Below are 21,636 nucleotides of genomic sequence, written 5' to 3' on the forward strand. Positions count from 1 at the left end.
GTTCGCCGTCCTCGACGGCATGACCGGGGCGCCCCGCGCCCTCTGCCCGAACGGCGACCACGACGAGCTGATCGTCTTCACCACCGACCGGCCCACCGGCACCAGGCTGTACACGCCGGCGCAGAACCCCGCCCACCGGAACGCGATGACCCTCCACGGGGACATGCAGTCGCACGAGCCGGACTACTTCCTCGGCGAGGGCATGGCCGGGCCGCCCCGCCCGAACATCCGCTACGTGACCGGAGGCTGAGCCTCCGCGCCGCCGGGACCACCGGGCCGCCGCCCCGCTCCGCCGGGGAGGCGGCCCGCGCGCCGCAGGGTCCAGCGGCGTTCGGCATACGCCAGGTCGTCGCGCCACAGCCGCCCCGAGGCGGCGCGCAGCAGGGGCCGCAGCACGGGCGCCGCGGCGCGTACCGCGGCGAAGCCGCGCCAGTCCGAGACGGCCACGACGGCCTCGGTCACGAGGGTGACGGGAGTGGCGGCGCCCGCCGGGGTGAGGGGCGTGGCGTGGGTTTCCACCACCGAGCCGGCCCCGGTGCCCTCGACGATCCGCATCACGACGGTGCGCGGACCCGGCGCGGCGAACTCGGCCCGCACCGGCACCACCGCCGGGCCGGCCAGCCGGAAGGAGACGTCCACGGCGAACTCCACGGGGAACTCCCCGCACCCGGGCCCGCCCGCCGGGTCGGCCTCCTCGCCCGGGTCCTGCACCACCGAGAGGTCGGTGAAGGAGTAGGGGTGGAGCCAGGCGCCGTGCCAGGGGTCGAGGCGGTTGGCCAGCACGTCCTCGGGCTCGCAGCGCCCCCGCCCGGCGTACACCGCCGCCACGCCCCCCGCGGGCCTGGGCGGGCAGGGCGGGCGTTCCGTGGGCGGTTCGGCGCCCACCCGGTCCAGCCGCACCCACAGCAGCAGCCCGTCGTCGTGGGCGGGCCACGGCGCCCAGCCCGCGAACCGGCGGCCGTCGAGGGCGAGTCCGTGCCAGTGGCACAGCAGGCGCCCGTCCCTGACCGCCGCCCGGCGCAGCGGCGCCCCCAGGTGGGGGCAGGCGCCAGGGCCCGCGAGCGGCCGTCCGCGGGCGTCGCGCCACAGGACGAGTTCGGTGCCCGCGACGGTGCGGCCGAGCGGCCCGTCCGGCCGCAGCTCCCGCGAGGCGCCGACGACGTACCAGTTGCCGGCGGGGCGGGCCTGCGCGCGGGCGAGGGCGGCCCCGATCGCGGCGGGGGCCGCCTCCCGCCAGGTCGGCCGCTGCCGTTCCCAGGGGGTCGGGCCCCGCCGCAGGCGCAGCGGGAGGCGGCGCGGACCGGGGCTCACGCGGGCGCTCCCGGCGTGGCCCGGCGTGCCGGGGCGCCCGGGCGCCGGGCGCGCACGCGGGCGGCGGCGGCCATCCCGCCGAGCGCGACTGCCGCCCGGCGCCCGCGGGGCACCACCGCGCGCCGGTGCACGGTGGCGTATCCCTCGGCCTCGATCCGCTCCAGGATCGCGCCGTAGAGGGTGAACGCGGTCCGCACGCAGGGCCGGGACGCCGGGTCGAGCAGCGCGATGCCGGGCTCCGCCTCCCGGTACACGGCCCGCGTGAGGGCGACGGCGGCCCGCAGCGCGGCCGTGATGCGCGGATCGCCGCGGCCGGTGCGCCTGCTGTGGACGAGCAGCCCGCGGTCCACGCCGTGGGCGGCGAGCAGGTCGGCCGGCAGGTAGACGCGGTCGCGGTCGAGATCCTCGCCGAGGTCGCGCACGAAGTTGGTCAGCTGGAAGGCGATGCCGAGGGCCGCGGCGTACGGGGCGGCCTCCGCCGGGTCGGTCACCGTGCCCAGGACGGGCAGCAGCTGGAGTCCGATGACGGCGGCCGAGCCGTGCATGTAGCGGCTCAGCTCCGCGTAGTCGGCGTAGCCGGTCACCTCCAGGTCCATCCGCATGGAGGCGAGGAAGGCCGCGAAGTACGAGGGGTCGATGCCGTGGACGCGGACCGTGTGGACCAGCGCCCGCACCGCGGGCTCCTCGCCCGGCCCCTCGGCGAGCGCGGCGGCAAGCCGCCGCTCCAGGGTGGTGAGCGCCGCGGCGCGCGCCGCCTTCCGGGCGCGGGGGCCCGGCGCGTCGACGATCTCGTCGGCCCTGCGGGCGAAGCCGTACAGGGCGTGCACCGCGGGCCTGCGGCCGGGCGGCAGCAGCCGGGTGGCGAGGAAGTACGTCCTGCCGTGTGCCGCGTGGAGGCGCCGGCTGACGGCGTAGTCGGCGCGCAGCGAGGGGGCGGTGATGCCCGCGGCGTCGAGTTCCCTGGCGCTCACGCCGGCGCCCCCTCCGCCCGGCGCGCGGCGGGCGCGCTCCGGGGCGCCCGCCGCCGGGCGCGGGGGCCGGTCACCCGGGCGGCGGCGAGCTTCCCGGAGAGTACGGCGGTGGGCACGCCGACGCCCGGCGTGGTGCCGCAGCCCGCCAGCACCGCGTTCTCGGTGCCGCGCACCAGGTTGCGCGGCCGGAAGGGCCCGGTCTGGGCGGCGGTGTGCGCGGCGGAGAAGGGGGTGCCCGCCGCGTGCCCGCGCGCCGCCCAGTCGGCGGGGGTGACCAGGCACTCCTCCTCCACGGCCGAGGCCAGTCCGCACAGCCCGCGCCGTTCGAGCTCCGCGAGCAGTGCGTCCCGGTACCGGGGGCCGAGCTCCCGCCACCGGTGGGCGGCGGGGCCGAGTGCGGTGTTGGGGCAGGGCGCGAGGAGGTACAGCAGGTGGCGCCCTGGCGGGGCGAGCGCCGGATCGGTGGCGGTGGGGCGGGTGACGAGCAGGGAGGGGTCGGCCGGCAGCTCGCCGGTGCGGGTGAGCCGCCGGAAGGCCGATTCCCAGGAGGCACCGAACCACAGGGTGTGGTGGCCGAGTTGGGGCCAGGTGCGGTCGCAGCCCGCGTGCAGCACCACGGCGGAGGGCGCGTGCCGCAGCGGCAGCGGCCGGCGGGGGCGGCGGCCCAGCAGCCGGTAGGCCGTGGCCAGTTCGCAGGTCAGGACGACGGCATCGCAGGGAACGCGCTCCGCCTCGGTGTGGACGGCGGTGATCCGGCCGCCGCGGCGCTCCAGGCGGGTGACGGCGTGGCCGTAGCGCAGGTCGGCGCCCGCGGCCTCGGCGGCGGCGGCCAGCGCCCGCGGCAGGGCGTGCATGCCGCCGCGCGGGAACCAGACGCCGGCCACCGTGTCCATGTAGGCGATGACGGCGTACGCGGCCAGCGCGCGGGCGGGCGGGAGTCCGGCGTACAGGGCCTGGAAGGAGAAGACGCGGCGCAGCCTCGGGTCGCGCAGGAAGCGGCCGATGGCGGCGTCCAGCCTGCCGAACCCGCCGAGGGCGGCGAGCCGGGCGAGGTCGGGGCCGAGCAGCTGCCAGGGGGAGTCGAAGTTGGCGTCGATGAAGCTGCGCATCTGCACGGCGTGCAGCCGGGTGAGCCAGGCGCGCAGGCGCAGGTATCCGGCGGCCTCGCGCGGCCCGGCGAGGCGCTCGACCTCGGCCGCCATCGGCCCGGCCTCGCTGTGCACGTCGAGGGAGCTGCCGTCGGCGAACCTCGCCCGGTAGGCGGGGTGCAGCGGCACCAGTTCGAGCCGGCCTTCGAGGCTGTCGCCGACCGCCGAGAACGCCTCCCCGACGAGGTGCGGCATGGTCAGGACGGTGGGGCCGGTGTCCATCAGGTAGCCGCCGCGGGCGAGCAGTCCCGCCCGGCCGCCGGGCAGCGGCTCGCGTTCGAGGACGGTGACGCGGCGGCCGGCGCCCAGCAGGTGCAGCGCGGCGGAGAGCCCGGCCAGGCCCGCCCCCACCACGGCCACGTGGCCGGTGGGCCCGGGCAGCGTCCTCATCGGGCGGCGGCCACGGCGGGCGGGCGGGAGTAACCGCCCGGCGGGCCCTGGCGGCCGTGGGGTGGTCCCGGGCGGCCAGGACGGCTCTCGTGGGATGCGGGAGGGAACATCGGGCTTCCTTTCACCTCGTCGGCCTGCGGGCGCCGCCCGGCCGGCCGGAGAGCGCCGGCGGGGGCGGCGCCGGGCGGGCCGTGGCCGCCCCGTGAAGTGCACCACCGGCGGCGCCACTTCCCCCCGGGCGGCTCGCGGCCCCGGTGCCGGGTCGCTCCTACGGGGGAGGCGGGCCGTGCGCCGGGGGAAGGCGCCCCTCACCCGCCCGGGTGCTCCGGGCCGCGCGGCGCGGAGGCGCGGCGCACGGGCGCGCCCGGCCCGCGGCGCCGTGCGGTAGGAGTGGCCCGAGGGGCGGCGGCCCTGCCCCGCGGAGGAGTGGTGCATGAGCGTGTCCGTCGTCCTGTTCACCTCCGGCCTGCGCCTGCACGACCATCCGCCGCTGCGCGCGGCGCTGCGCGGCGGGCGGGAGGTGGTGCCGCTGTTCGTCCGGGACCGGGCCGTCGCCGCGGCCGGATTCGCCGCGCGGAACCGGCAGGCGTTCCTCGCGGACTGCCTCGCCGACCTCGACGCCGGGCTCAGGGAGCGCGGCGGGCGGCTCGTGGTGCGCTCGGGGGACCTCGTGGCCGAGGGGTGCCGGGTGGCCGCCGAGGCGCGGGCGGACACGGTGCACCTGGCGGCGGGGGTCAGCGGCTTCGCCGCCAGGCGCGAGGTGCGGCTGCGGCGGGCGCTTCGGGCGGCGGGCCCGGGGCTGCGCGTGCACGAGGCGGTGGTGAACGTGGTTTCTCCCGGCGCCGTGACCCCGGGGTCCTCGGGCCACTTCGCCGTCTTCGGCCCCTGCGTCAGGCGCTGGTCGCAGCAGCGGCCGCGGCCCGTGCCGGCCGCGCCCCGGCGCGTTCCGGTGCCGGGGCACCTCGGCTCAAAGCCGCTGCCCTCCCGCCGGGGCCTGCCGGGGGTGTCGCCCGGGCTCGCGGCCGGCGGCGAGCGGCGGGGGGAGGCAGCGGCTGTCCGCCTGGCTGCGCGGCGGCCCCGGCGCGTACGCCGGCCGGCGGGACGACCCGGCCGGGGACGCGACCTCCCGCCTCTCCCCCACCTGCCCTTCGGCTCCCTGTCCGCGGTGGAGCTGGTGCACCGGGCGCGGCGCCGCGGCGGGGCCGGCACCGAGGCGTTCGTCAGGCAGCCGGCCTGGCGCGACTTCCACCGGCAGGTCCTGGCCGCCCGCCCTGGGGCCTCGGCCGCCGACCACCGCACCCGGCACGACAGGTGGCGCAGGCGAGGCGGCGTGGGACGGGCGGGCGCGCCGGCGCCGGGAAGGGGCGGTGCCGGGTGAGCGGGCGGGTGCTCGACGCGGACGTGGCGATCGTGGGCGCCGGGGCGGCGGGGCTGTGCCTGGCGCACCGCCTCGCCTGCCCGCCGCCCGGGCTCGCGCCGCCCGGGCTGGTGCTGCTCCAGGCGCCCGAGGGGCCGCTGCGGGCGCCGCCGCGCACCTGGTGCTTCTGGGAGGCGGGCGCGGGGCGCTTCGAGGAGGCGGTCTCCGCCTCCTGGGGGCGGCTGCGGGTCCACGACCCGCGCGGCGCCGCGACCGTGGCCCGCGTCGCGCCGCTGCGCTACAAGATGATCAGGTCCGCGGACCTGGAGGCCCTGGTCGCCCGCGAACTGGCCGCGCGGCCTGGGGCGTACGCGTGCGAGGCCGCCGTGCACGCGGTGCGGGACGTGCCGGGCGGCGCCGAGGTGCACGCCCGCGCCGGGGACGGCAGTCCGCTGCTGGTGCGGGCCCGCTGGGTGTTCGACTCCCGGCCGCCGCGGGAGCTGCCCGCGGCGCGCACCACGCTGCTCCAGCACTTCCACGGCTGGTTCCTGCGCAGCCGGCGGCCGGCCTTCGACCCGGACACCGTGGAGCTGATGGACTTCCGCGCCCCGCCCCCGCCCCACGGCCTCGCCTTCGGCTACGTGCTCCCGACCGGGGAACGCACGGCCCTGGCCGAGTACACGGTGTTCTCCGCGGCCCGCCTGCCGCGGAGCGCCTACGCGCACGCCCTGCGGCGCTACCTGCGGGAGGTCCTCGGCCTCGGCGAGGTCCTGGTGACGGGCGAGGAGAGCGGCGTCATCCCCATGACGGACGGGAGGTTCGCGGGGCGGGCCGGCGCGGCGGTGTTCCGGATCGGCACCGCGGGAGGGGCCACCCGTCCCGCCACGGGCTACACCTTCGCCGCTGTGCAACGGCAGACGCGTGCCCTGGCCGCCGCCGTGCACGCCGGGCGCAAGCCCCGTTTGCGCGCCCCCCATCACGCCCGCGCGCGGGTCATGGACGCCGTTGTGCTGCGCGCCCTCGCCGCCGGGCGGGTGGAGGGCGCCGAGCTCTTCCCCCGGCTGTTCTGCCGCGTTCCCGCCGAGCGGCTGCTGCGCTTCCTCGACGGCCGCACCACGGCCCGCGAGGACCTGGCCGTCGGCCTGCGGATGCCGCTGCTGCCGATGCTGCGCACGGCCGCGGAGTTGCCGCGGCTGCCGCGGCGGCCCCCTGCGGGCCCCTGGCCACCGCCCGCGCCCGCCGACCCGCCGCCCGCCGACCCGCCAACCGCCAACCCGCCAACCGCCGACCAGCTGCCCGCCGACGACCTGCCCGCAGGGCCGGCGCCCGCCGCGCCGGGGGAGGGCGCGCCGTGAGCGCGGCCCGGCGCCCGGCGGGCGGCGGCCGGGACCGGCGCGCGCAGTTCGTCGCGCCCCGCCCGGGCCGCCCACGCGCCTGCGCCCCCGGCCCGTCGGCCGCCGTGGTCGGCGGCGGGATCGCGGGGCTCGCCGCGGCGACGGCGCTCGCGGAGCGCGGCGTGCGCGTCACGCTCTACGAACGCGAGGAGGTGCTCGGCGGCCGGGTCGCGGGCTGGCCGGTCACGCTGGCCGACGGCTCGCGGGCCACGATGAGCCGCGGCTTCCACGCCTTCTTCCGGCAGTACTACAACCTCCGTGCCCTGCTGCGGCGCGCCGATCCCGGGCTGCGGGCGCTCACGGCGCTGCCCGACTACCCCCTCTGGCACGCCGCGGGCCTGCGCGAGGGCTTCTCCCGGGTGCCGCGCACCCCGCCGTGGAACGCGCTGGGCTACCTCGCGCTCAGCCCCGCGTGCGGCGCCCGCGACCTGCTGCGGATGCGCCCCTCGGCGGCCCTGCCGCTGCTCGACGTGCGGGTGCCCGAGGTGTACGAGCGGCTGGACGGGATCAGCGCCCGCGCGTTCCTGGACGCGATCCGTTTCCCGCCGGCCGCCAGGCACGCGGCCTTCGAGGTGTTCTCCCGCAGCTTCTTCGCCGACCCCGGGGAGTTGTCGGCCGCCGAGATGGTCCTGATGTGCCACGTGTACTTCCTGGGTTCGAGCGAGGGGCTGCTCTTCGACGTACCGCGCGAGCCCTTCCCCGCGGCGCTGTGGGAGCCCCTGGCGCGGCACCTGGGCGGTCTCGGCGCCGAGATCCGCGCCGGGGCCGCCGTGCGGCGCGTCGAGCCGCTGCCCTGCGGCGGGTTCGAGGTGCTCGCCGCCTCGCCGGGCGCCCGCCGCCACGACGCGGTGGTGCTCGCCCTGGACACCGCGGGCCTGCGGGGGCTGGTGGCGCGCTCCCCGCGGCTCGGCGACCCGGGCTGGCGGGCCACGATCGCCGCGCTGCGGACCGCCCCGCCGTTCCTGGTGAGCCGGCTGTGGCTGGACCGCCCCGTGGCGGCCGGGCGCTCCGGGTTCCTCGCCACCGGCGGCTTCGGCACGCTGGACAACGTCAGCGTGCTCGACCGCTGGGAGGGCGAGGCCGCGCGCTGGGCCGCGCGCACCGGCGGCTCGGTGGTGGAACTGCACGCCTACGCCCTGCCGCACCACGCCGATCCCGCCGGACAGCAGCGCCTGCTGCGCGCGGAGCTCGGCCGGGTCTACCCGGAGACCAGGGCGGCCCGCGTCCTGGACGCCAGGCACCTGTGGCGCGAGGACTGCCCGCTGTTCGCCGTCGGCGGGCACGCGGGGCGTCCCGCGGTCCGCACCCCGCATCCGCGGCTGACGCTGGCGGGCGACCTGGTGCGCACGGGGCTTCCGGTGGCCCTCATGGAACGGGCCGCGACCTCGGGCCTCCTGGCGGCGAACGCCCTGCTGGCGGGCTGGGGGCTGGCGGGCCACCCGCTGTGGACGGTGCCCGGGCGCGGCCGTTTCGCCGCCCTGCGCGCCCTGGCCCGCCTCGGCCGGGCCCCCTCCCCCACCCACGGGCGCCCCGCCCGGCCCGCCGAACCCGCCGTCCCGGCCGAACCCGGCGGGCCCGCCGCGTCCTGAGCCCCGGGGCCGGCGGCTCAGCCCAGGGGGCGGCCGGCGGACGGCGGCCCGGGACACAGCCGCCACAGCGGCGGCGCGTGGCGCGGGGGTGCGGCGGCGCGCAGCCGCCCCAGCAGGCCCGTCAGGGCGGGCCGCGACAGGCCGAGTTCCTCCGCGATGCGGCGGGTGGTCACGTACTCGACTCCCGTGGCGGCCGTGCGCCGCTCCCATGCGGCGAACTCCGCGTCCAGGGCCGCGGGTTCCGGGTTCCTTCCGGCGCCGGGACGGGCGCCGCCGCGGGCCGCGAGGTCCAGGGCCCGCTCGCGTTCGCGGGCGATCTCGGAGAAGCCGCAGACCGCGCGGCTCGCCTCCTCGGCCTCGCCGAGCGAGGCGGCCCCCTCCAGGGCGCGCGCCAGCCGGTTGACCGCGAGGGCCGCGGGCAGCGTCAGCCGGTGGACGGCGGCGCTCCCGGGGCCGAGCGTGAGCGGGCGCGGGGCGTCCCGGGTCCCGCACACCCCCCGCACGCCCCTCGCGGCGGCGACCAGCAGGGCGCTCGCCTCCGAGGGGTGCCAGGCGAAGACCCGGTCCACGCAGGCGGTGTCCCCGGCGGTGAGGGTGAAGGCGGGCGCGCCGAGCCGGGGACGCAGCCGGGCCTCGGGCACCTCGTTGTCGAGGCCGGGGCCCGCGATGAGCACCGAGGCGGGCAGGCCCGCGCGGGCGCAGGCGGCGAGGACCAGGGCGTCGCCGAGCGGGCTGCGCAGCGTGGGCTCGTCGCCCTCGGCCAGCGCGTCGCCGCCGACGTCGACGATCTCGACCCGGTCGGCGGCGCAGTACGCGGCGGCCTCGGCGATCTGGCGGGCGAGGCCCACGGTCCCCTCGTAGGGGTCGAGCAGGCCGAGTTCCGGCCGCAGGTCGGCGGCGAGCCGCGGCAGCAGCGAGCCCGCCGGGGGAAGGGGCGCGGAGGCGGGGGTGACCAGGTGGAGCCGCGGGGTGGGGCGGAGGGTGCCGGAGAAGTCGGACGGCCGCCTCGGCCCAGGCACGGGGTCGACCACCAGGCGCTCCCAGGCATAGGTGAGGACGAGGGCCTCGGTCCCGGCACCGTGCAGGGCGGCGTGGACCATGGCGGTCGCGATGGCGTCGCCCCCGCCCCCGGCCGCGATGAGAAGTCGCTTCATGCGTACGACACTTCCCCACCCGCCCCGGTCGTCCCCGCCGCCGCGGCCCGGTGGCGGAAATGGCGGCCACGGCAGGCGGCAATACCGGCAGACGCGCGGAAGCCGCGAAGAATCCGCGGAGAAACCACGGGGAAGCCACGGGGAACCGGCGCGGAAGCCGCGCGGACGTCACGGCAGGTGCGGGGAATTCGGCCATGATCGGGCGGCCGCGGGGGCGGCAAGTCGGCCAGTTCGCGTCATTACCCGGCGTCGCGCCGGGCAACTAGCGTGCCCTTCGGCTCTCCCCTCCCCCAGCATTCACGCACGCACGGAAACACGGAAAGAGGTCGGAGCACCCATGGCCACATCCCTCTCCCTCCCGCTGGTCCCGCGCCGCCCTGACATCCCCGAGACGCCCTACAAGCAGTACGTGTACGCCTACCCGCACCAAAAGGCGTACCGGTACCTGGAGAACGGCCCCTTACTCGGCGACCTGTGGAAGGACGAACGACTCGACGCCCTCTCGCTCTACGTCCACATCCCGTTTTGCGAGATGCGCTGCGGCTTCTGCAATCTCTTCACCCGCACCGGGGCCCCCGAGGAGGTCACCGGCGCCTTCCTCGGCGCCCTGGAGCGGCAGGCGCGGGTGACCCGCGAGGCGCTTGAGGTCAAGGGCGATCCCGTGCGGTTCCGCATGGCCGCGTTCGGCGGCGGCACGCCGACCTACCTGACGGCGGGCGAGCTCACGCGGCTGTGCGACCTGTGCGAGGAGGTGATGGGCGCGGACCTGCGGGCGGTGCCCTGGTCGGTGGAGACCTCGCCGGCCACCGCCACCGCGGACCGGCTCGCGGTGCTGGCGGAACGGGGGGCGACGCGGCTGAGCATCGGCGTGCAGAGCTTCGTCGACGCGGAGGCGCGCGCCGCCGTCAGGCCACAGCGGCGGGCCGAGGTGGAGGCGGCCCTCGCCCGGCTGCGCGAGGCGGGCTTCCCGGTGCTGAACATCGACCTGATCTACGGCATCGACGGCCAGACGGAGCGTTCCTTCGAGGTGTCGCTCGACGCCGCGCTGGCCTGGGAGCCGGAGGAGATCTACCTGTACCCGCTGTACGTGCGCCCGCTGACGGGCCTCAGCTCCCGGCACGACCGGGACGGCAGACGGTGGGACGAGCAGCGGCTGCGGCTGTACCGCCACGGCCGCGACCACCTCCTCTCCCACGGCTACGAGCAGACCTCGATGCGGGTCTTCAGGCGGCGCGGCGCCGGGCAGGCGGGCGCGGACGGGCCGCGGGACGAGAGCATCGCCGAGTACAACCAGCAGGCCGGGATGGTGGGGCTCGGCGTCGGGGCGCGGTCCTTCACCACCGGGCTGCACTACACCACCGACTACGCGGTGGCCATCCCCGAGGTGCGCCGCATCATCGACGACTACCTCGCCACGCCGGACGAGGAGTTCCGGCGCGCCAGGTGGGCGTTCCGGATGGACGAGGACGAGCGGCGCAGGATGCTCGTGCTGCAGCTGCTCCTGGAGGTCGAGGGGCTGCCGGCCGGGCTCTACCGGCGCCGGTTCGGCAGCTCGCCGCTGGAGGACTTCCCCGGGGAGTTCGGCGCGCTCGCGGACCGCGGGTGGCTCGAACCCGGCGCCGGGGAGGGCGGGGAGGCGGTGCTGCGGCTGACCCCGGAGGGGCTGGCCTGGGCGGACGCGATCGGGCCGCTGTTCTTCTCGCCGCGGGTGAAGGAGGCGATGGCCGCCTACCGGGACCGCTAGCGCCCGGACCGGAACCCCGGGGAACAGCGGCCGACAACGCCCCCTGGAACTCCGGCCGAACCCACCGGCCGGAGGCCGCCGGGCGCCGGTCCTGCCCCTCGCGTGCGGCGGCGAAACGGCGCGCGGACGCGGCGGGATCGGCGCCCGGGCGGGGCCGGCGCATTTTTTGCGTTTCCTGGGTTTCTTGCGCTTCTTGCGTTTCTTGCGCCTCAGGCGCCGGGTGGCGTTCACCCCTGCCCCAAAACGCCTCCTCCTCATTCGGCAGATACGCGGAGGGCGTTCGGGAGGCGTTCGGAAAGCGCCGGGGAAACAGCCGGGGAACGGGCGGGGAACGCCGGCGGGCGCGGCGCGCCGCGGAACGCCTTTGCACGCGCCCCGCCCGGGACGCGCGAAATCCGGCCAGTCGGTTTTCCCCAACGCCCTGTTGACCTCCGCTCGGCGGCGCACCTAGCCTGACGGTCGATCACACGAATCCCCGGGATTCGCCGCGCCTTTCTTTCCGGCGCGACGCCGGGGCGAATGAAGGGTGGCGGCATGGCGGAATTAGAGGAGGCGGCGTCACCGCTTCCCCCCAAAAGGGTGGACGTGGACGCGATCGAAACGGCCGTCGGCGATCTGCTGCGCGGCCTGGGACAGGGCGACAAGGCGGAAGTCATGGCGCAGACCCCGCGCCGGGTCGCCGAGCTGTACGCCCAGTCGATCAATCCGGGAGACATCGACATCGAGGAAGACTTCAAGGTCTTCGACAATCCCGGCCTCGACGACCTGATCCTGGTCAACGACGTTCACTACGTCTCCATGTGCGAACATCACCTGGCGCCGGCGTTCGGCATCGCCCACCTCGGCTACGTGCCCGACCGGAAGGTGGCCGGGTATTCGAAGCTCAAGAAGGGCCTCAACTACCTTTCGCGGCAGCCCCAGCTCAACGAGCGCCTTGTGGTGCAGGCGGTGGACTTCCTGGAGTCCCGCCTGCAGCCGAAGGGGATCGGCCTGATCCTGCGCAGCGCCCACTGCTGCATCGCGCTGCGCACCAACGCCCCGAGCCAGGAGGTCGTCACGGTGGCGGACCTGCGCGGCGTCCTGCGCGAGGACCGCTACCGGCAGCCCCTGTGGTCGAGCGCGGTCGCGGAGAGGCCCTCTTTCCTGGGAAGGTAGGTGCCGCGGCGATGGGCCCGGACAGGAAGTCACCCGCGCCCGCGGCGGCCGGGACCGAGGACCCGGTGCGCCCGCTGGCCGAGCAGATGCGGCAGGCGTTGCAGACCTGCTCGGTGCACACGGTGGGTCCCGTGGCGGCGTTCGAGAAGTGCACGACGGCACTGGAAGGGGGCAGGATCGACTACGACCAGTTCCAGGAGATCGGCCGGAGAGTCGCCTCGCAGTCCCGCGAGCGCATCCGCGCCTACGAATCCGAGGGAGACCGCCCCGAGACCGCGCGGAAGATCAACCGCGAAAGGCGGATGATTACCTTCGTCGACGCGCTCTTCTCTCTCGATCCCGACCCGGCGCACGACGGGAAAACCGACGGGAAAACCGACGGAAAAGTCAACGAGTAAAAGGAATGACGCACTGGTGGAGAAATGGCCGGACGTTCTGATCGCCGTGGTCGGAAAGGGCCGCAATTGCCCGCCGCCCGTGTACGAACTCGCCCGCGAGGTGGGCGGGCTGGTCGGCAGGCAGCCCGGCTGCCTGCTGGTGACCGGCGGCCTCGGCGGCGCGATGGAGGCGGCGGCGCGCGGCGCCAAGGAGAACGGCGGGCGGGTGCTCGGCCTGCTGCCGGGCAAGGACAACCGCACGACCTCCCCCTTCACCGAGGCCGACCTGGTCCTGGACACCGGGCTGACGGCCAACGGCCGCAACATCGTCCTGGCCAGCGCCGTCCACGCCATGATCGCCGTGCCCGGCTCGCACGGCTCCTTCCAGGAGATGATCATCGCGGTCGACGCGGAGAAGCCCGTGTGGGCGGTCGGTGAGCACCGCACCCGGCTGCCAGGCGTCGACTACCTGTCCTCTCCGGCCGAACTCGCCGACCGGCTCGGCGCCTTCACCGGCGCCTCGGCCGGCGCGCGCGAGTAGCGGGCAAGGAGCCGGGGCGCGTGGCCGCGGCCGTGCTGACGGTCGACCTGGTGGTGCTCGGCAACGAGGGCGCCGGCTGGCACCTGCTGCTGATCCGCAGGGGCAAGGAGCCCTGCCGCGGGCGGTGGGCGCTGCCGGGCGGAAAGGTCGGGGAGGAGGAGGACGCGGCGCGCGCCGCGTGCCGCGAGCTGGCCGAGGAGACCGGACTGCGCGCCTCCCCGGCCGGCCTGGTCCCGCTCTCCTGGCGGACCGCGCCGGGGCGGGACCCGAGGGGCAGGTACGCCAGCCTGGTCTACGCGGTGCCCTTGCCGTGGCTGCCGCGGGTCAGCGGCGGTGACGACGCCGCGGCGGCGTGGTGGCAGCCGCTCGCGGAACTGCCGTGGGACGAGGCGGATGCGAAGGGCACGGAGGACGCGAAGGACGCGGAGGACGCGTACCCCGGTCGGGCCTTCGCGTTCGACCACGCGGAGATCCTGCGGGAGGCCCTGCCTGGCGTGCCGCGGGGCGGGCCGCCCGAGCCCAGCTTCCGCGCGGCCACCTGGGCGGACGTCTGGCAGCTCGGCCGCCTGGCCGGGGCCGGGGGGCGGGCGGCCTGCCGCGCGCTCGCCGGGGACGCGGACGCCTTCGGCGCGGTGCGGGTCGCGGCCGTCGGCGGCTTCCTGATCGGCTGCTCCCTCCCCGCCCCCGGGGAGCCGAACGGCCGCCTGGTGCGGGTGAGTCCGCACTGGCTCGGGCGCGGCGTCGAGGAGGGTCTTGCCGCGGACGCGCCGCCCCGCGGCGGCGCCGGCGGGCGCGGGGAAGGGCCCGGATGAGCGGGGGCGGCGCGGCCCGCACCGCCCGCGGGGCCGCCCGGCCGGCGGAGGCGGGACCGGGCCGCGGGACCTTCGCGCTGCTGAGCGTGGGCACCGGCCTCGCGGTGGCGAGCAACTACTACATGCAGCCGCTGCTCGGCTCCATCGGCCGGGACCTGGATCTGCCGGAGGGGCGGGCCGGGCTGCTGGTCACCGTGGCGCAGACCGCGTACGCGGCGGCCCTGCTGTTCGTGCTGCCGCTCGGGGACCGGCTGGAGCGCCGCCGCCTGGTGAGCACGCTGGCCTGGGCCTGCGCGGCCAGCCTGGCGCTGATGGCGAGCGCCCGTTCCTGGCCGGTGCTGCTGCTGGGCGCGGGCCTGGTGGGCCTGTGTTCCGTGGTGACCCAGGTGATGGTGCCCTACGCCGCCTCCCTGGCCGCGCCCGAGCGGCGCGGCCGGGTCGTGGGCACGGTGATGGCCGGGCTGCTGTGCGGCATCCTGGCCGCCCGCACGGCCGCCGGGGCGCTGGCGCAGTGGGGCGGCTGGCCCACGGTCTACTGGTGCGCCGCGGCGCTGCTGGCCGCCTTCGCCCTCGCGGCGGGCCGCCTCCTGCCGCCGTACCGGGAGCGGGAGGCGCCCGGCTACCTGGAGTTGGTCGGCTCGGTGTTCACGCTCCTCGCGCGGGAGCCGGTGCTGCGGCTGCGGGCGGCGTACGGGGCACTGTCCTTCGGGGCGTTCAGCGCGCTGTGGACCTCGCTCTCCTTCCTGCTGTCCGGGCCCCCTCACCACTACTCCCCCGGCGCGATCGGCCTGTTCGGCCTGGCGGGGCTCGCGGGGGCGCTGGCCGCGGCCAGGGCGGGCCGGCTCGCGGACCGGGGGCGGGGGCAGGCGGTCACCGGGCTGAGCGCGGTGCTGCTGCTCGTGGTGTGGCTGCCGCTGGCTCTCGGCGAGCGCGTGCCGTGGGTCCTGGCGGCCGGCATCGTGCTGCTCGACCTGGGCGCCCAGGCCCTGCACATCACCAACCAGAGCGAGATCTACCGCCTGGCGCCCGCGGCCAGGTCGCGGCTGACCTCCGCCTACATGACGGCGTACTTCCTGGCGGGTGCGGTGGCCTCCGCCCTGTCCTCCCTGGCCTGGACCCACCTCGGCTGGGGCGGGGTGTGCCTGGTGGGCGGGGCCTTCGGCGCGGGGGCCACCGTCCTGTGGGCGCTGTCCTCGCGGCGGGCCCCGCGCCAGCGGCGGGCGGCGGGCGGCGCCTGACGGGACGCCGGCCGCCGCCTGGCCCGGCCGCGTGCGGGGGGTGCGCCCGGCCGGGCCGGGTGGGTCAGCGGGCGGTCAGGAAGGCGGCCATGCGCTCCAGGGTGGCGTCGGTCTCCGCCAGGGTGGGCGGGCTGTTGAGGTGCCCGTGCAGGACGCCGGCGGCCAGGTGGGTCTCCACCTCGACGCCCTGCCTTGCGGCGCGTTCGGCCGTCTCGGCGGCGCCGAGCCTGAGGTCGTCGTACTCGGCCAGCACGACCAGCGTCCGCGGCAGGCCCGCCAGGTCCGCCTCCTCGAAGCCGGCGTAGGGCGTGCCGGGGCCGCCGCCGGTGTAGGTGTCCCACATGGCGTCAAGCTCCTCCTGCGGGAAGCGCAGCACGGGCGGCACGGCGGCCATCAGCTCCTCGTGCGCCGGGGAGGTGAGGAACCTCCGGTAGAGGGCGGGGTAGGCGAGCAGGAGCGCGTGCGGCCCCTCCTCGCCCAGATCGCGCAGTTCGCAGGCCGCGGCGAGGGCGAGGTTGCCCCCGGCCGAGGCGCCGCCGAGCGCGAGGCGCCCGGGGGCGAAGCCGAGGCCGGCGGCGTGGGCGCGGGCCCAGCGCACCGCCTCGGCGGCCTGCCGGTGCAGCGCCGGGTAGACGACGGTGGTCCCGTCGGCCAGGTGGTAGTCGAGGGACAGCACCACGAGCCCGGCGCGCGCGCACAGTTCGCGGCTCACCGTGTCGGCCTCGTGGTCGTCGAGCGAGCCGTGGGAGAAGCCGCCGCCGTGCAGCCACAGCAGGGCGCCGCGTGCTCCGTCCAGCCGCCCCTGCGGGCGGTAGACGCGCGCCCTGAGCGTCCGGTCCGCGTCGGCCCACTCCTCCCGCACCGCCACCTGGGGCGCGGCGTAGGCGCCCTGCCCGCGGTAGAGCGCGGAGACGGCGGCGCCGAGCGCGGGGTCGGCGGCGGCCTGCGCACGGGTGACCCCGGCGAGTGCGGTCACCTGCTGCTCCAGATACGGGTCGAGAGGCATCGGCCGGCCTTTCCGTGCGGGCGGCTGCGCGGGGCAGCGAACGAGCGGGGGCGCCTGGGGCAGCGCCTGGGGCGGGGTGCGGGCGCGCGGGAGCGGGCACGCACCGAGCGCGGGCGGCACGCAGGGAGCGCACCACCCGCGCCTGAATCGTTTTAGCACCCCGGGTGCGAGCCCGGCCCGGCGAGGGCCCCGAGGAGACCCCACCCGGCGGCACACCCGGGCGCCTCGCCCCGGTCGCCCCCCGCCCCTCCGCGCCCCCACCCACCCGGAAAAGACTTAGGTTAGGCTAACCTAACTTGCTGCTGCCCGAACCGCCGACAGAAAGGCAGGAGTCCCATGGCGCTGCCCGCCATCGCCGCCTACCCGCTCCCAGGGCCCGGGGAGTTGCCGGACAACCGGGTCGGCTGGACCGTGGACCCGGGCCGGGCGGCCCTGCTCGTGCACGACATGCAGAACCACTTCCTGCGGCCCTTCCCCGAGGGGGCCGAGCCGCTCGGCGGCCTGCTGGCCAACGTCGGCCGGCTGGCCGCGGCCTGCCGCGAGGCGGGCGTCCCGGTGCTGTACTCGGCGCAGCCGGGGGGCCAGACCCCGGCGGAACGCGGCCTCCAGCAGGACTTCTGGGGGCCGGGGCTGCCCGCGGACCCCGCGGCGGCGGCCATCGCCGCGCCCGTCGCGCCCGAGGCGGGCGACGCGGTGCTGACCAAGTGGAAGTACAGCGCGTTCGTCCGCACCGACCTGGCCGAGCGGCTGGCCGCCCACGGCCGGGACCAGCTCCTCCTCGCCGGCGTCTACGCCCACATCGGCGTCGCGCTGACGGCCGCCGACGCCTGGATGCGCGACCTGCGGGCGTTCCTGGTGGCCGACGCCGTCGCCGACTTCTCGGCGGAGCACCACCGCGAGGCCCTGCGCTGGGCGGCGGGCACCTGCGCCCGCGTCCTCACCACCGACGCGCTCCTGCGCGCCCTCAAGGGGGCCTGAGCCATGGCCCTGACCCGGCGGCTCATCCGCGAGGACGTCGCGCGGGCGCTCGGCGAGGACCCGGACGAGCCCGGCGACGCCTGGGAGTTCGGCGACGAGGAGAACCTTCTCGACCTGGGGCTCGACTCGGTCCGCCTGATGAGCCTGATCGCCCGCTGGCGCCGCGAGCACGATGTCGAGGTCTCTTTCGCCGACCTCGCCGAGCGGCCGAGCGTCGCGGCCTGGGCGGCGCTGCTCGTCGAGGCACCCTCATGACCGCCGCCGCCCCGGGACTGCCCCTGACCGCCGCCCAGGCGGGCATGTTCTACGCCCAGGATCTCGACCCGGCGAGCCCCGCCCTCAACACGGCCGAGTGCGCCGACATCCGCGGCCCGCTCGACCCCGGCCTGTTCGCCCAGGCCCTGTACCGGACCGTCGGCGAGGCCGAGGCGCTGCGGATGCGGGTGGTGCGCGCCGCCGGGGGGCCGCGGCAGCTACCGCTGGTCATCGAGCCGCCGGGGAGCGGCTTCCCCCTCGACGTCGCGGACCTGCGCGACCGCACCGACCCCGAGGCCGCCGCCGGCGCCCTGATGCGGGCCGACCTGGCGCTCCCCCAGGACCTGGCGGCGGGCCCGCTCTTCCGGCACGGCCTCTACCGGGTGGGGCCCGAGCGCTGGCTGTGGTACCACCGCGCGCACCACGTCCTGCTCGACGGCTACGGCCACGCGCTGGTGGCCCGCCGGGTGGCGGAGGCGTACACGGCGCTGGCCGCGGGCGCGGAGCCGGGGCCGAGTCCCTTCGCCTCCTTCCGCCGCCTGCTCGCCGAGGACGGGGAGTACCGCGGCTCGGCGGCGTACGCGGCCGACCGGGCCTACTGGCGGGGCCTGTTCGCCGACCGGCCGGCCGTCCCGGTCCTGGCCGGGGAGGGCGGCGGCGCCCTGCCCGCGCGCACCGCCCTGCGGCGCTCGGCCCGGCTGCCGGCCGCGGTCACGGAGCGGCTGTCGGCGCCGGCCGGCGCGCCGGGCGCCACCTGGCCCGAACTCGTCCTCGCCGCCCAGGCCCTGTACACGGCCCGGGTGGCGCGCGCCCGCGAGGTGGTGCTCGGGCTGCCGATGATGAACCGCCTCGGCTCGGCGGCGCTGCGCGTTCCGGCGATGGTGATGAACGTGCTTCCGCTGCGGCTGGCCGTCGGCCCGCGGGACAGCCTCGCCGAGCTGGCCGCCAGGGCCGCCCGCGGCATCCGCGAGGCCAGGCGCCACGGGCGGTACCGCTACGAGGAGATCCGCCGCGACCTCGGGCTGCTCGGGGAGGGCAGGGCGCTGGTGGGCCCGCTGGTCAACGCCATGCCCTTCGACGGGCGCCTGCGGTTCGCGGGCGCCCCGGCCACCGTCCGCACGCTCGCGGCCGGACCGGTGGAGGACCTGACGGTGCACGTGTACGACCGCTCGGACGGCACCGGACTGCACGTGGACTTCGAGGCCAATCCCGCCCGTTACGACGCCGCCGCGCTGGCCGCCCACCACGCGCGGTTCCTCGACCTGCTCGACCGGCTGACGGCGGCGGGCCCGCGCCTGCCGCTGGCCCGGCACGCGGTGGCCACGGCGGCCGAACGGGCCGAGGTGCTGGGCACGTTCAACGACACCGCGGCGCGGGTGCCGCCGACCACCCTGATCGGCCCGATCGAGGCGCGGGAGCTGCACTCCCCCGGGGCCTGCGCCCTGGTGGCGGGCGAAGTGGCCCTGAGCTACGGCGAGCTCGGCGCCCGCGCCAACCGCCTGGCCAGGCACCTGGTGAGCCTGGGGGTGCGCCCCGGGGCGGTGGTGGGGGTGTGCCTGCCGCGCTCGCCCGAGCTGGTCGTGGCCCTGCTCGCCGTGCTGAAGGCCGGGGGCGCCTACCTGCCGCTCGATCCGGAGCACCCCGCGCCGCGGCTGGCCGGCATGGTGGCCGACGCCGCCCCCGTGTGCGTGATCGGCGACGGGGAGGGCCGGCTGCCGGACACCGGGCGTCCCACGGTGCTGCCCGCCACGCTGGACCTGAGCGGCCTCCCGGGCGTTCCCCCGGCGCGGCCCCTCACCCCGCGCGACCCGGCCTACGTCCTCTACACCTCCGGCTCCACCGGGCGCCCCAAGGGCGTGGTCGTCTCGCACGCCGCGATCGACAACCGGCTGCGCTGGATGCAGCACGCCCACCCGCTGACCGCGAGGGACCGGGTGCTGCAGAAGACGCCCGCCGGCTTCGACGTCTCGGTGTGGGAGTTCTTCTGGCCGCTGCGGGAGGGCGCCACGCTGGTGCTCGCCGAGCCCGGCGCCCACCGCGATCCCCACGCCCTGGCCCGCACGATCGAGGAAGCGGGCGTCACCGTCTGCCATTTCGTGCCCTCCATGCTGGAGGTCTTCCTGGCCCAGGGCGCCGCCGCCCGGTGCGCGGGCCTGCGCCGGGTGTTCAGCAGCGGCGAGGCCCTGCCCCGCGAGACGGCGGCGAAGTTCGCCCGCCTGCTGCCCGGGGTGGCGCTGCACAACCTGTACGGCCCCACCGAGGCGGCCGTGGACGTCACCCACCACACCTGCCGCGCCGGGGACACCGGACCGGTGCCGATCGGCAGGCCGGTGTGGAACACGCGGGTGTACGTGCTGGACGACGCGCTCCAGCCGTGCCCGCCCGGCGTCACCGGGGAGCTGTACCTGGCCGGGGCCCAGCTCGCGGCCGGCTACCTGGGCCGCCCCGCGCTGACCGCCACCAGGTTCGTCGCCGACCCGTTCGGTCCGCCGGGGAGCCGGATGTACCGCACCGGGGACCTCGGCCGCTGGACGCCGGAGGGCGAGGTCGAGTTCCTGGGGCGCACCGACCACCAGGTGAAGCTGCGCGGCCAGCGCATCGAGCCGGGGGAGGTGGAGGCGGCGCTGACCGCGCTGCCCGAGGTGGCGGGGGCGCGGGTGCTGGTGCGCGAGGACCGGCCGGGCGACCGGCGGCTGGTCGGCTATGTCACGCCGGGCGCCCCGCAGCCGGAACCGGACCGGCTCAGGCAGCGGCTGGCCGCGGTGCTGCCCGCTCCCCTGGTGCCCGGGGCGATCGTGGTGCTGGACGCGTTCCCGCTCACGCCCAACGGAAAGCTGGACCGCGCGGCGCTGCCCGCCCCGCGTCCGGCCGGCGGGCGCGGGGGCGCGGCGCTGCGCCCGCCGCGCACGCCGCGGGAGGAGGCGCTGACCCGCCTGTTCGCCGAGGTGCTCGGCCTGCCCGCGGTGGGGTGCGAGGAAGGCTTCTTCGACCTCGGCGGCACCTCCCTGCTGGCCGTGTCGCTCGCCGGGCGCGTCCGGGAGGAGCTGGGCGTGGAGCTGGCGATCGGCACGCTGTTCCGGGCGCCCACGCCCGCCGCGCTGGCCGCCGGGCTCGCCGCCCCCGGGGACCACGCACCCGCCGGAGGCGCAGGAGATGCCGGACGTGGCGGGGCCGACGGCGACGACGCCCTCGGCGTCCTGGTCCCGCTGCGGGGCGGGGGCGACCTGCCGCCGCTGTTCGCGGTGCACCCGGCGGGCGGCCTCAGCTGGTGCTACTCGGGGCTGCTCGGCGGACTCGACCCGCGCCAGCCGGTGTTCGGGCTCCAGGCTCGCGGCCTCAGGGGAGACGAGCCGCTGCCAGGCACCCTGGAGGAGATGGCGGCCGACTACGTGCGGCAGATTCGTGCGGTCCGCCCGCACGGCCCCTACCGGCTGCTCGGCTGGTCCGTCGGCGGGGTGATCGCGCACGCGATGGCCGTTCTCCTGCAGGAGGCGGGCGAGGAGGTGGAGTTGCTCGCGCTGCTCGACGCCTATCCGGCCGACCAGTGGCGCGGCCGGGCGGGCCCGGGCGAGGCGGAGGCGCTGACGGCGCTGCTGCGGATGGCCGGCTTCGACCGGCGCGGCGAGCCGAGCCGCGAGGAGGTGCTGGCCACGCTGCGCCGCGAGGGAAGCGCCCTGGCCGGGCTGCCGGAGCGCACCCTGGCCGCGGTGCCGGACATCGTGGTGAACAACGCCCGGCTGATGCGGGCGCACCGGCATCGGCACTTCGCGGGCGAGGCGCTGTTCTTCACGGCCGCGGCGCCGCGCCCCGAGTCCTGGCTGACCCGGGATGCGTGGCGGCCGTACGTCGGCGCCCTGGTCAACCACGACCTGCCCTGCACGCACCCGCGGATGACCACCGCCCCGCACATCGGCACCCTCGCGGCGCTGCTCGCCGCCCGGCTGAAGGAGCTCGACAGGTGAACGACTCGCCCGCCTCCCCCTTCGACCCGGACGACGGCGCGGTGCCGGGCGCGGGTCATGCCGCGGCGTACCTGGTGCTGGTCAACGGCGAGGGCGCGGTGTCGCTGTGGCCGGACTTCGCCGTGGTGCCCTCGGGCTGGCGGCCGGTGCACGGGCCCGACTCGCACGCCGGCTGCCTCGCCCACGCCGAGTCGGCCGGCGGCTGAGCGCCACCGCAACGGGCGCGGCGTCGACGGGCGCCGCGGATGGGGCCG

General features: G+C 77.6%; 18 protein-coding genes and 1 pseudogene. 14 read left to right on the forward strand and 5 right to left on the reverse strand.

All coding sequences use genetic code 11. The annotated features are described in order from the left end of the window. The first annotated feature begins 19 nt into the window (after window positions 1-19). Complete coding sequence (locus D7294_RS22655; RefSeq protein WP_194117762.1) at window positions 20-250, forward strand: hypothetical protein; 231 nt, start codon at window positions 20-22, stop codon at window positions 248-250. Here the strand turns inward: D7294_RS22655 and D7294_RS22660 are convergent. From D7294_RS22660 to crtI, 3 genes are read right to left on the reverse strand one after another with little or no spacing between them, the layout of a single operon-like run. Continuing rightward, a complete protein-coding gene (locus D7294_RS22660; protein ID WP_241562557.1) occupies window positions 232-1,311 on the reverse strand; it encodes a Rieske (2Fe-2S) protein in 1,080 nt (359 codons plus the stop codon). The genes D7294_RS22655 and D7294_RS22660 overlap by 19 nt on opposite strands. Then, window positions 1,308-2,282 (reverse strand): phytoene/squalene synthase family protein, encoded by a 975-nt coding sequence (locus tag D7294_RS22665; protein ID WP_120682685.1) that lies wholly within the window; start codon window positions 2,280-2,282, stop codon window positions 1,308-1,310. The genes D7294_RS22660 and D7294_RS22665 overlap by 4 nt, the downstream gene beginning before the upstream one ends. Further along, a complete protein-coding gene (crtI, locus tag D7294_RS22670; RefSeq protein ID WP_120682687.1) occupies window positions 2,279-3,820 on the reverse strand; it encodes a phytoene desaturase family protein in 1,542 nt (513 codons plus the stop codon). Before crtI ends, D7294_RS22665 begins: the two co-directional genes overlap by 4 nt. Window positions 3,821-4,253: 433 nt before the next feature. On the opposite strand from crtI, the pseudogene D7294_RS22675 reads away from it, so the two are divergent. From D7294_RS22675 to D7294_RS32535, 3 genes and pseudogenes are all read left to right on the forward strand, one after another. Further along, window positions 4,254-5,138, forward strand: a pseudogene (locus tag D7294_RS22675) (deoxyribodipyrimidine photo-lyase); the annotation flags it as partial. Window positions 5,139-5,206: 68 nt separating this feature from the next. After that, on the forward strand, window positions 5,207-6,532 hold the full coding sequence (locus D7294_RS32530; protein ID WP_194117763.1) for a lycopene cyclase family protein: 1,326 nt from the start codon (window positions 5,207-5,209) through the stop codon (window positions 6,530-6,532). Continuing rightward, window positions 6,529-8,160, forward strand: coding sequence for an FAD-dependent oxidoreductase (locus D7294_RS32535; protein WP_194117764.1), 1,632 nt, complete (start codon window positions 6,529-6,531; stop codon window positions 8,158-8,160). Before D7294_RS32530 ends, D7294_RS32535 begins: the two co-directional genes overlap by 4 nt. A gap of 17 nt (window positions 8,161-8,177) precedes the next feature. On the opposite strand, the gene D7294_RS22690 is transcribed toward D7294_RS32535, so the two are convergent. Next, window positions 8,178-9,314: a DUF1152 domain-containing protein gene (locus tag D7294_RS22690; RefSeq protein WP_120682689.1), complete on the reverse strand. Its 1,137-nt coding sequence runs from the start codon at window positions 9,312-9,314 to the stop codon at window positions 8,178-8,180. Window positions 9,315-9,651: 337 nt separating this feature from the next. On the opposite strand from D7294_RS22690, the gene D7294_RS22695 reads away from it, so the two are divergent. The 6 genes from D7294_RS22695 to D7294_RS22720 all read left to right on the forward strand — a co-directional run bounded on the left by D7294_RS22695 (window position 9,652) and on the right by D7294_RS22720 (window position 15,181). Further along, on the forward strand, window positions 9,652-11,058 hold the full coding sequence (locus tag D7294_RS22695) for an STM4012 family radical SAM protein (RefSeq protein ID WP_120682691.1): 1,407 nt from the start codon (window positions 9,652-9,654) through the stop codon (window positions 11,056-11,058). 585 nt (window positions 11,059-11,643) lie between these two features. Further along, window positions 11,644-12,213: a GTP cyclohydrolase I gene (locus D7294_RS22700; RefSeq protein ID WP_158674684.1), complete on the forward strand. Its 570-nt coding sequence runs from the start codon at window positions 11,644-11,646 to the stop codon at window positions 12,211-12,213. 11 nt (window positions 12,214-12,224) lie between these two features. Further along, window positions 12,225-12,611 (forward strand): MDR/zinc-dependent alcohol dehydrogenase-like family protein, encoded by a 387-nt coding sequence (locus D7294_RS22705; RefSeq protein ID WP_120682695.1) that lies wholly within the window; start codon window positions 12,225-12,227, stop codon window positions 12,609-12,611. 16 nt (window positions 12,612-12,627) lie between these two features. Continuing rightward, a complete protein-coding gene (locus D7294_RS22710) occupies window positions 12,628-13,131 on the forward strand; it encodes an SLOG cluster 4 domain-containing protein (protein WP_120682697.1) in 504 nt (167 codons plus the stop codon). Between the two features lie 20 nt (window positions 13,132-13,151). Next, complete coding sequence (locus D7294_RS22715) at window positions 13,152-13,943, forward strand: NUDIX domain-containing protein (protein WP_120682699.1); 792 nt, start codon at window positions 13,152-13,154, stop codon at window positions 13,941-13,943. Next, window positions 13,940-15,181, forward strand: coding sequence for an MFS transporter (locus D7294_RS22720; protein WP_120682701.1), 1,242 nt, complete (start codon window positions 13,940-13,942; stop codon window positions 15,179-15,181). The genes D7294_RS22715 and D7294_RS22720 overlap by 4 nt, the downstream gene beginning before the upstream one ends. Window positions 15,182-15,245: 64 nt before the next feature. Here the strand turns inward: D7294_RS22720 and D7294_RS22725 are convergent, their stop codons facing one another. Next, window positions 15,246-16,187 carry an alpha/beta hydrolase gene (locus D7294_RS22725; RefSeq protein ID WP_120682703.1) on the reverse strand — a complete coding sequence of 314 codons (942 nt, stop codon included), beginning with the start codon at window positions 16,185-16,187 and terminating at the stop codon, window positions 15,246-15,248. Between the two features lie 336 nt (window positions 16,188-16,523). Here D7294_RS22725 and D7294_RS22730 point away from each other — a divergent pair, with 336 nt between their 5' ends. The 4 genes from D7294_RS22730 to D7294_RS31645 are packed head-to-tail and all read left to right on the forward strand — an operon-like array spanning window position 16,524 to window position 21,588. Then, entirely contained in the window at window positions 16,524-17,165 is a 642-nt protein-coding gene (locus D7294_RS22730; RefSeq protein WP_120682705.1) for an isochorismatase family protein, read from the forward strand. A gap of 3 nt (window positions 17,166-17,168) precedes the next feature. Beyond that, a complete protein-coding gene (locus D7294_RS22735) occupies window positions 17,169-17,420 on the forward strand; it encodes a phosphopantetheine-binding protein (protein ID WP_120682707.1) in 252 nt (83 codons plus the stop codon). Further along, window positions 17,417-21,382 carry a non-ribosomal peptide synthetase gene (locus D7294_RS22740; protein WP_120682709.1) on the forward strand — a complete coding sequence of 1,322 codons (3,966 nt, stop codon included), beginning with the start codon at window positions 17,417-17,419 and terminating at the stop codon, window positions 21,380-21,382. The genes D7294_RS22735 and D7294_RS22740 overlap by 4 nt, the downstream gene beginning before the upstream one ends. After that, window positions 21,379-21,588, forward strand: a complete 210-nt coding sequence (locus D7294_RS31645; protein ID WP_241562558.1) for an MbtH family protein — start codon at window positions 21,379-21,381, stop codon at window positions 21,586-21,588. The genes D7294_RS22740 and D7294_RS31645 overlap by 4 nt, the downstream gene beginning before the upstream one ends. The last annotated feature ends 48 nt before the right edge of the window (window positions 21,589-21,636 follow it).

Source organism: Streptomyces hoynatensis (genome assembly GCF_003626535.1).
Taxonomy (GTDB): Bacteria; Actinomycetota; Actinomycetes; order Streptomycetales; family Streptomycetaceae; genus Streptomyces; species Streptomyces hoynatensis.

What these genes read in the sequence shown, in the direction of transcription:
- D7294_RS22655 (WP_194117762.1), top strand. Translation starts at nt 20, where the DNA reads ATGACCGGGGCGCCCCGCGCCCTCTGCCCGAACGGCGACCACGACGAG.
- crtI (WP_120682687.1), bottom strand. Translation starts at nt 3,820, where the DNA reads ATGAGGACGCTGCCCGGGCCCACCGGCCACGTGGCCGTGGTGGGGGCG.
- D7294_RS22690 (WP_120682689.1), bottom strand. Translation starts at nt 9,314, where the DNA reads ATGAAGCGACTTCTCATCGCGGCCGGGGGCGGGGGCGACGCCATCGCG.
- D7294_RS22695 (WP_120682691.1), top strand. Translation starts at nt 9,652, where the DNA reads ATGGCCACATCCCTCTCCCTCCCGCTGGTCCCGCGCCGCCCTGACATC.
- D7294_RS22705 (WP_120682695.1), top strand. Translation starts at nt 12,225, where the DNA reads ATGGGCCCGGACAGGAAGTCACCCGCGCCCGCGGCGGCCGGGACCGAG.
- D7294_RS22720 (WP_120682701.1), top strand. Translation starts at nt 13,940, where the DNA reads ATGAGCGGGGGCGGCGCGGCCCGCACCGCCCGCGGGGCCGCCCGGCCG.
- D7294_RS22725 (WP_120682703.1), bottom strand. Translation starts at nt 16,187, where the DNA reads ATGCCTCTCGACCCGTATCTGGAGCAGCAGGTGACCGCACTCGCCGGG.
- D7294_RS22730 (WP_120682705.1), top strand. Translation starts at nt 16,524, where the DNA reads ATGGCGCTGCCCGCCATCGCCGCCTACCCGCTCCCAGGGCCCGGGGAG.
- D7294_RS22735 (WP_120682707.1), top strand. Translation starts at nt 17,169, where the DNA reads ATGGCCCTGACCCGGCGGCTCATCCGCGAGGACGTCGCGCGGGCGCTC.
- D7294_RS22740 (WP_120682709.1), top strand. Translation starts at nt 17,417, where the DNA reads ATGACCGCCGCCGCCCCGGGACTGCCCCTGACCGCCGCCCAGGCGGGC.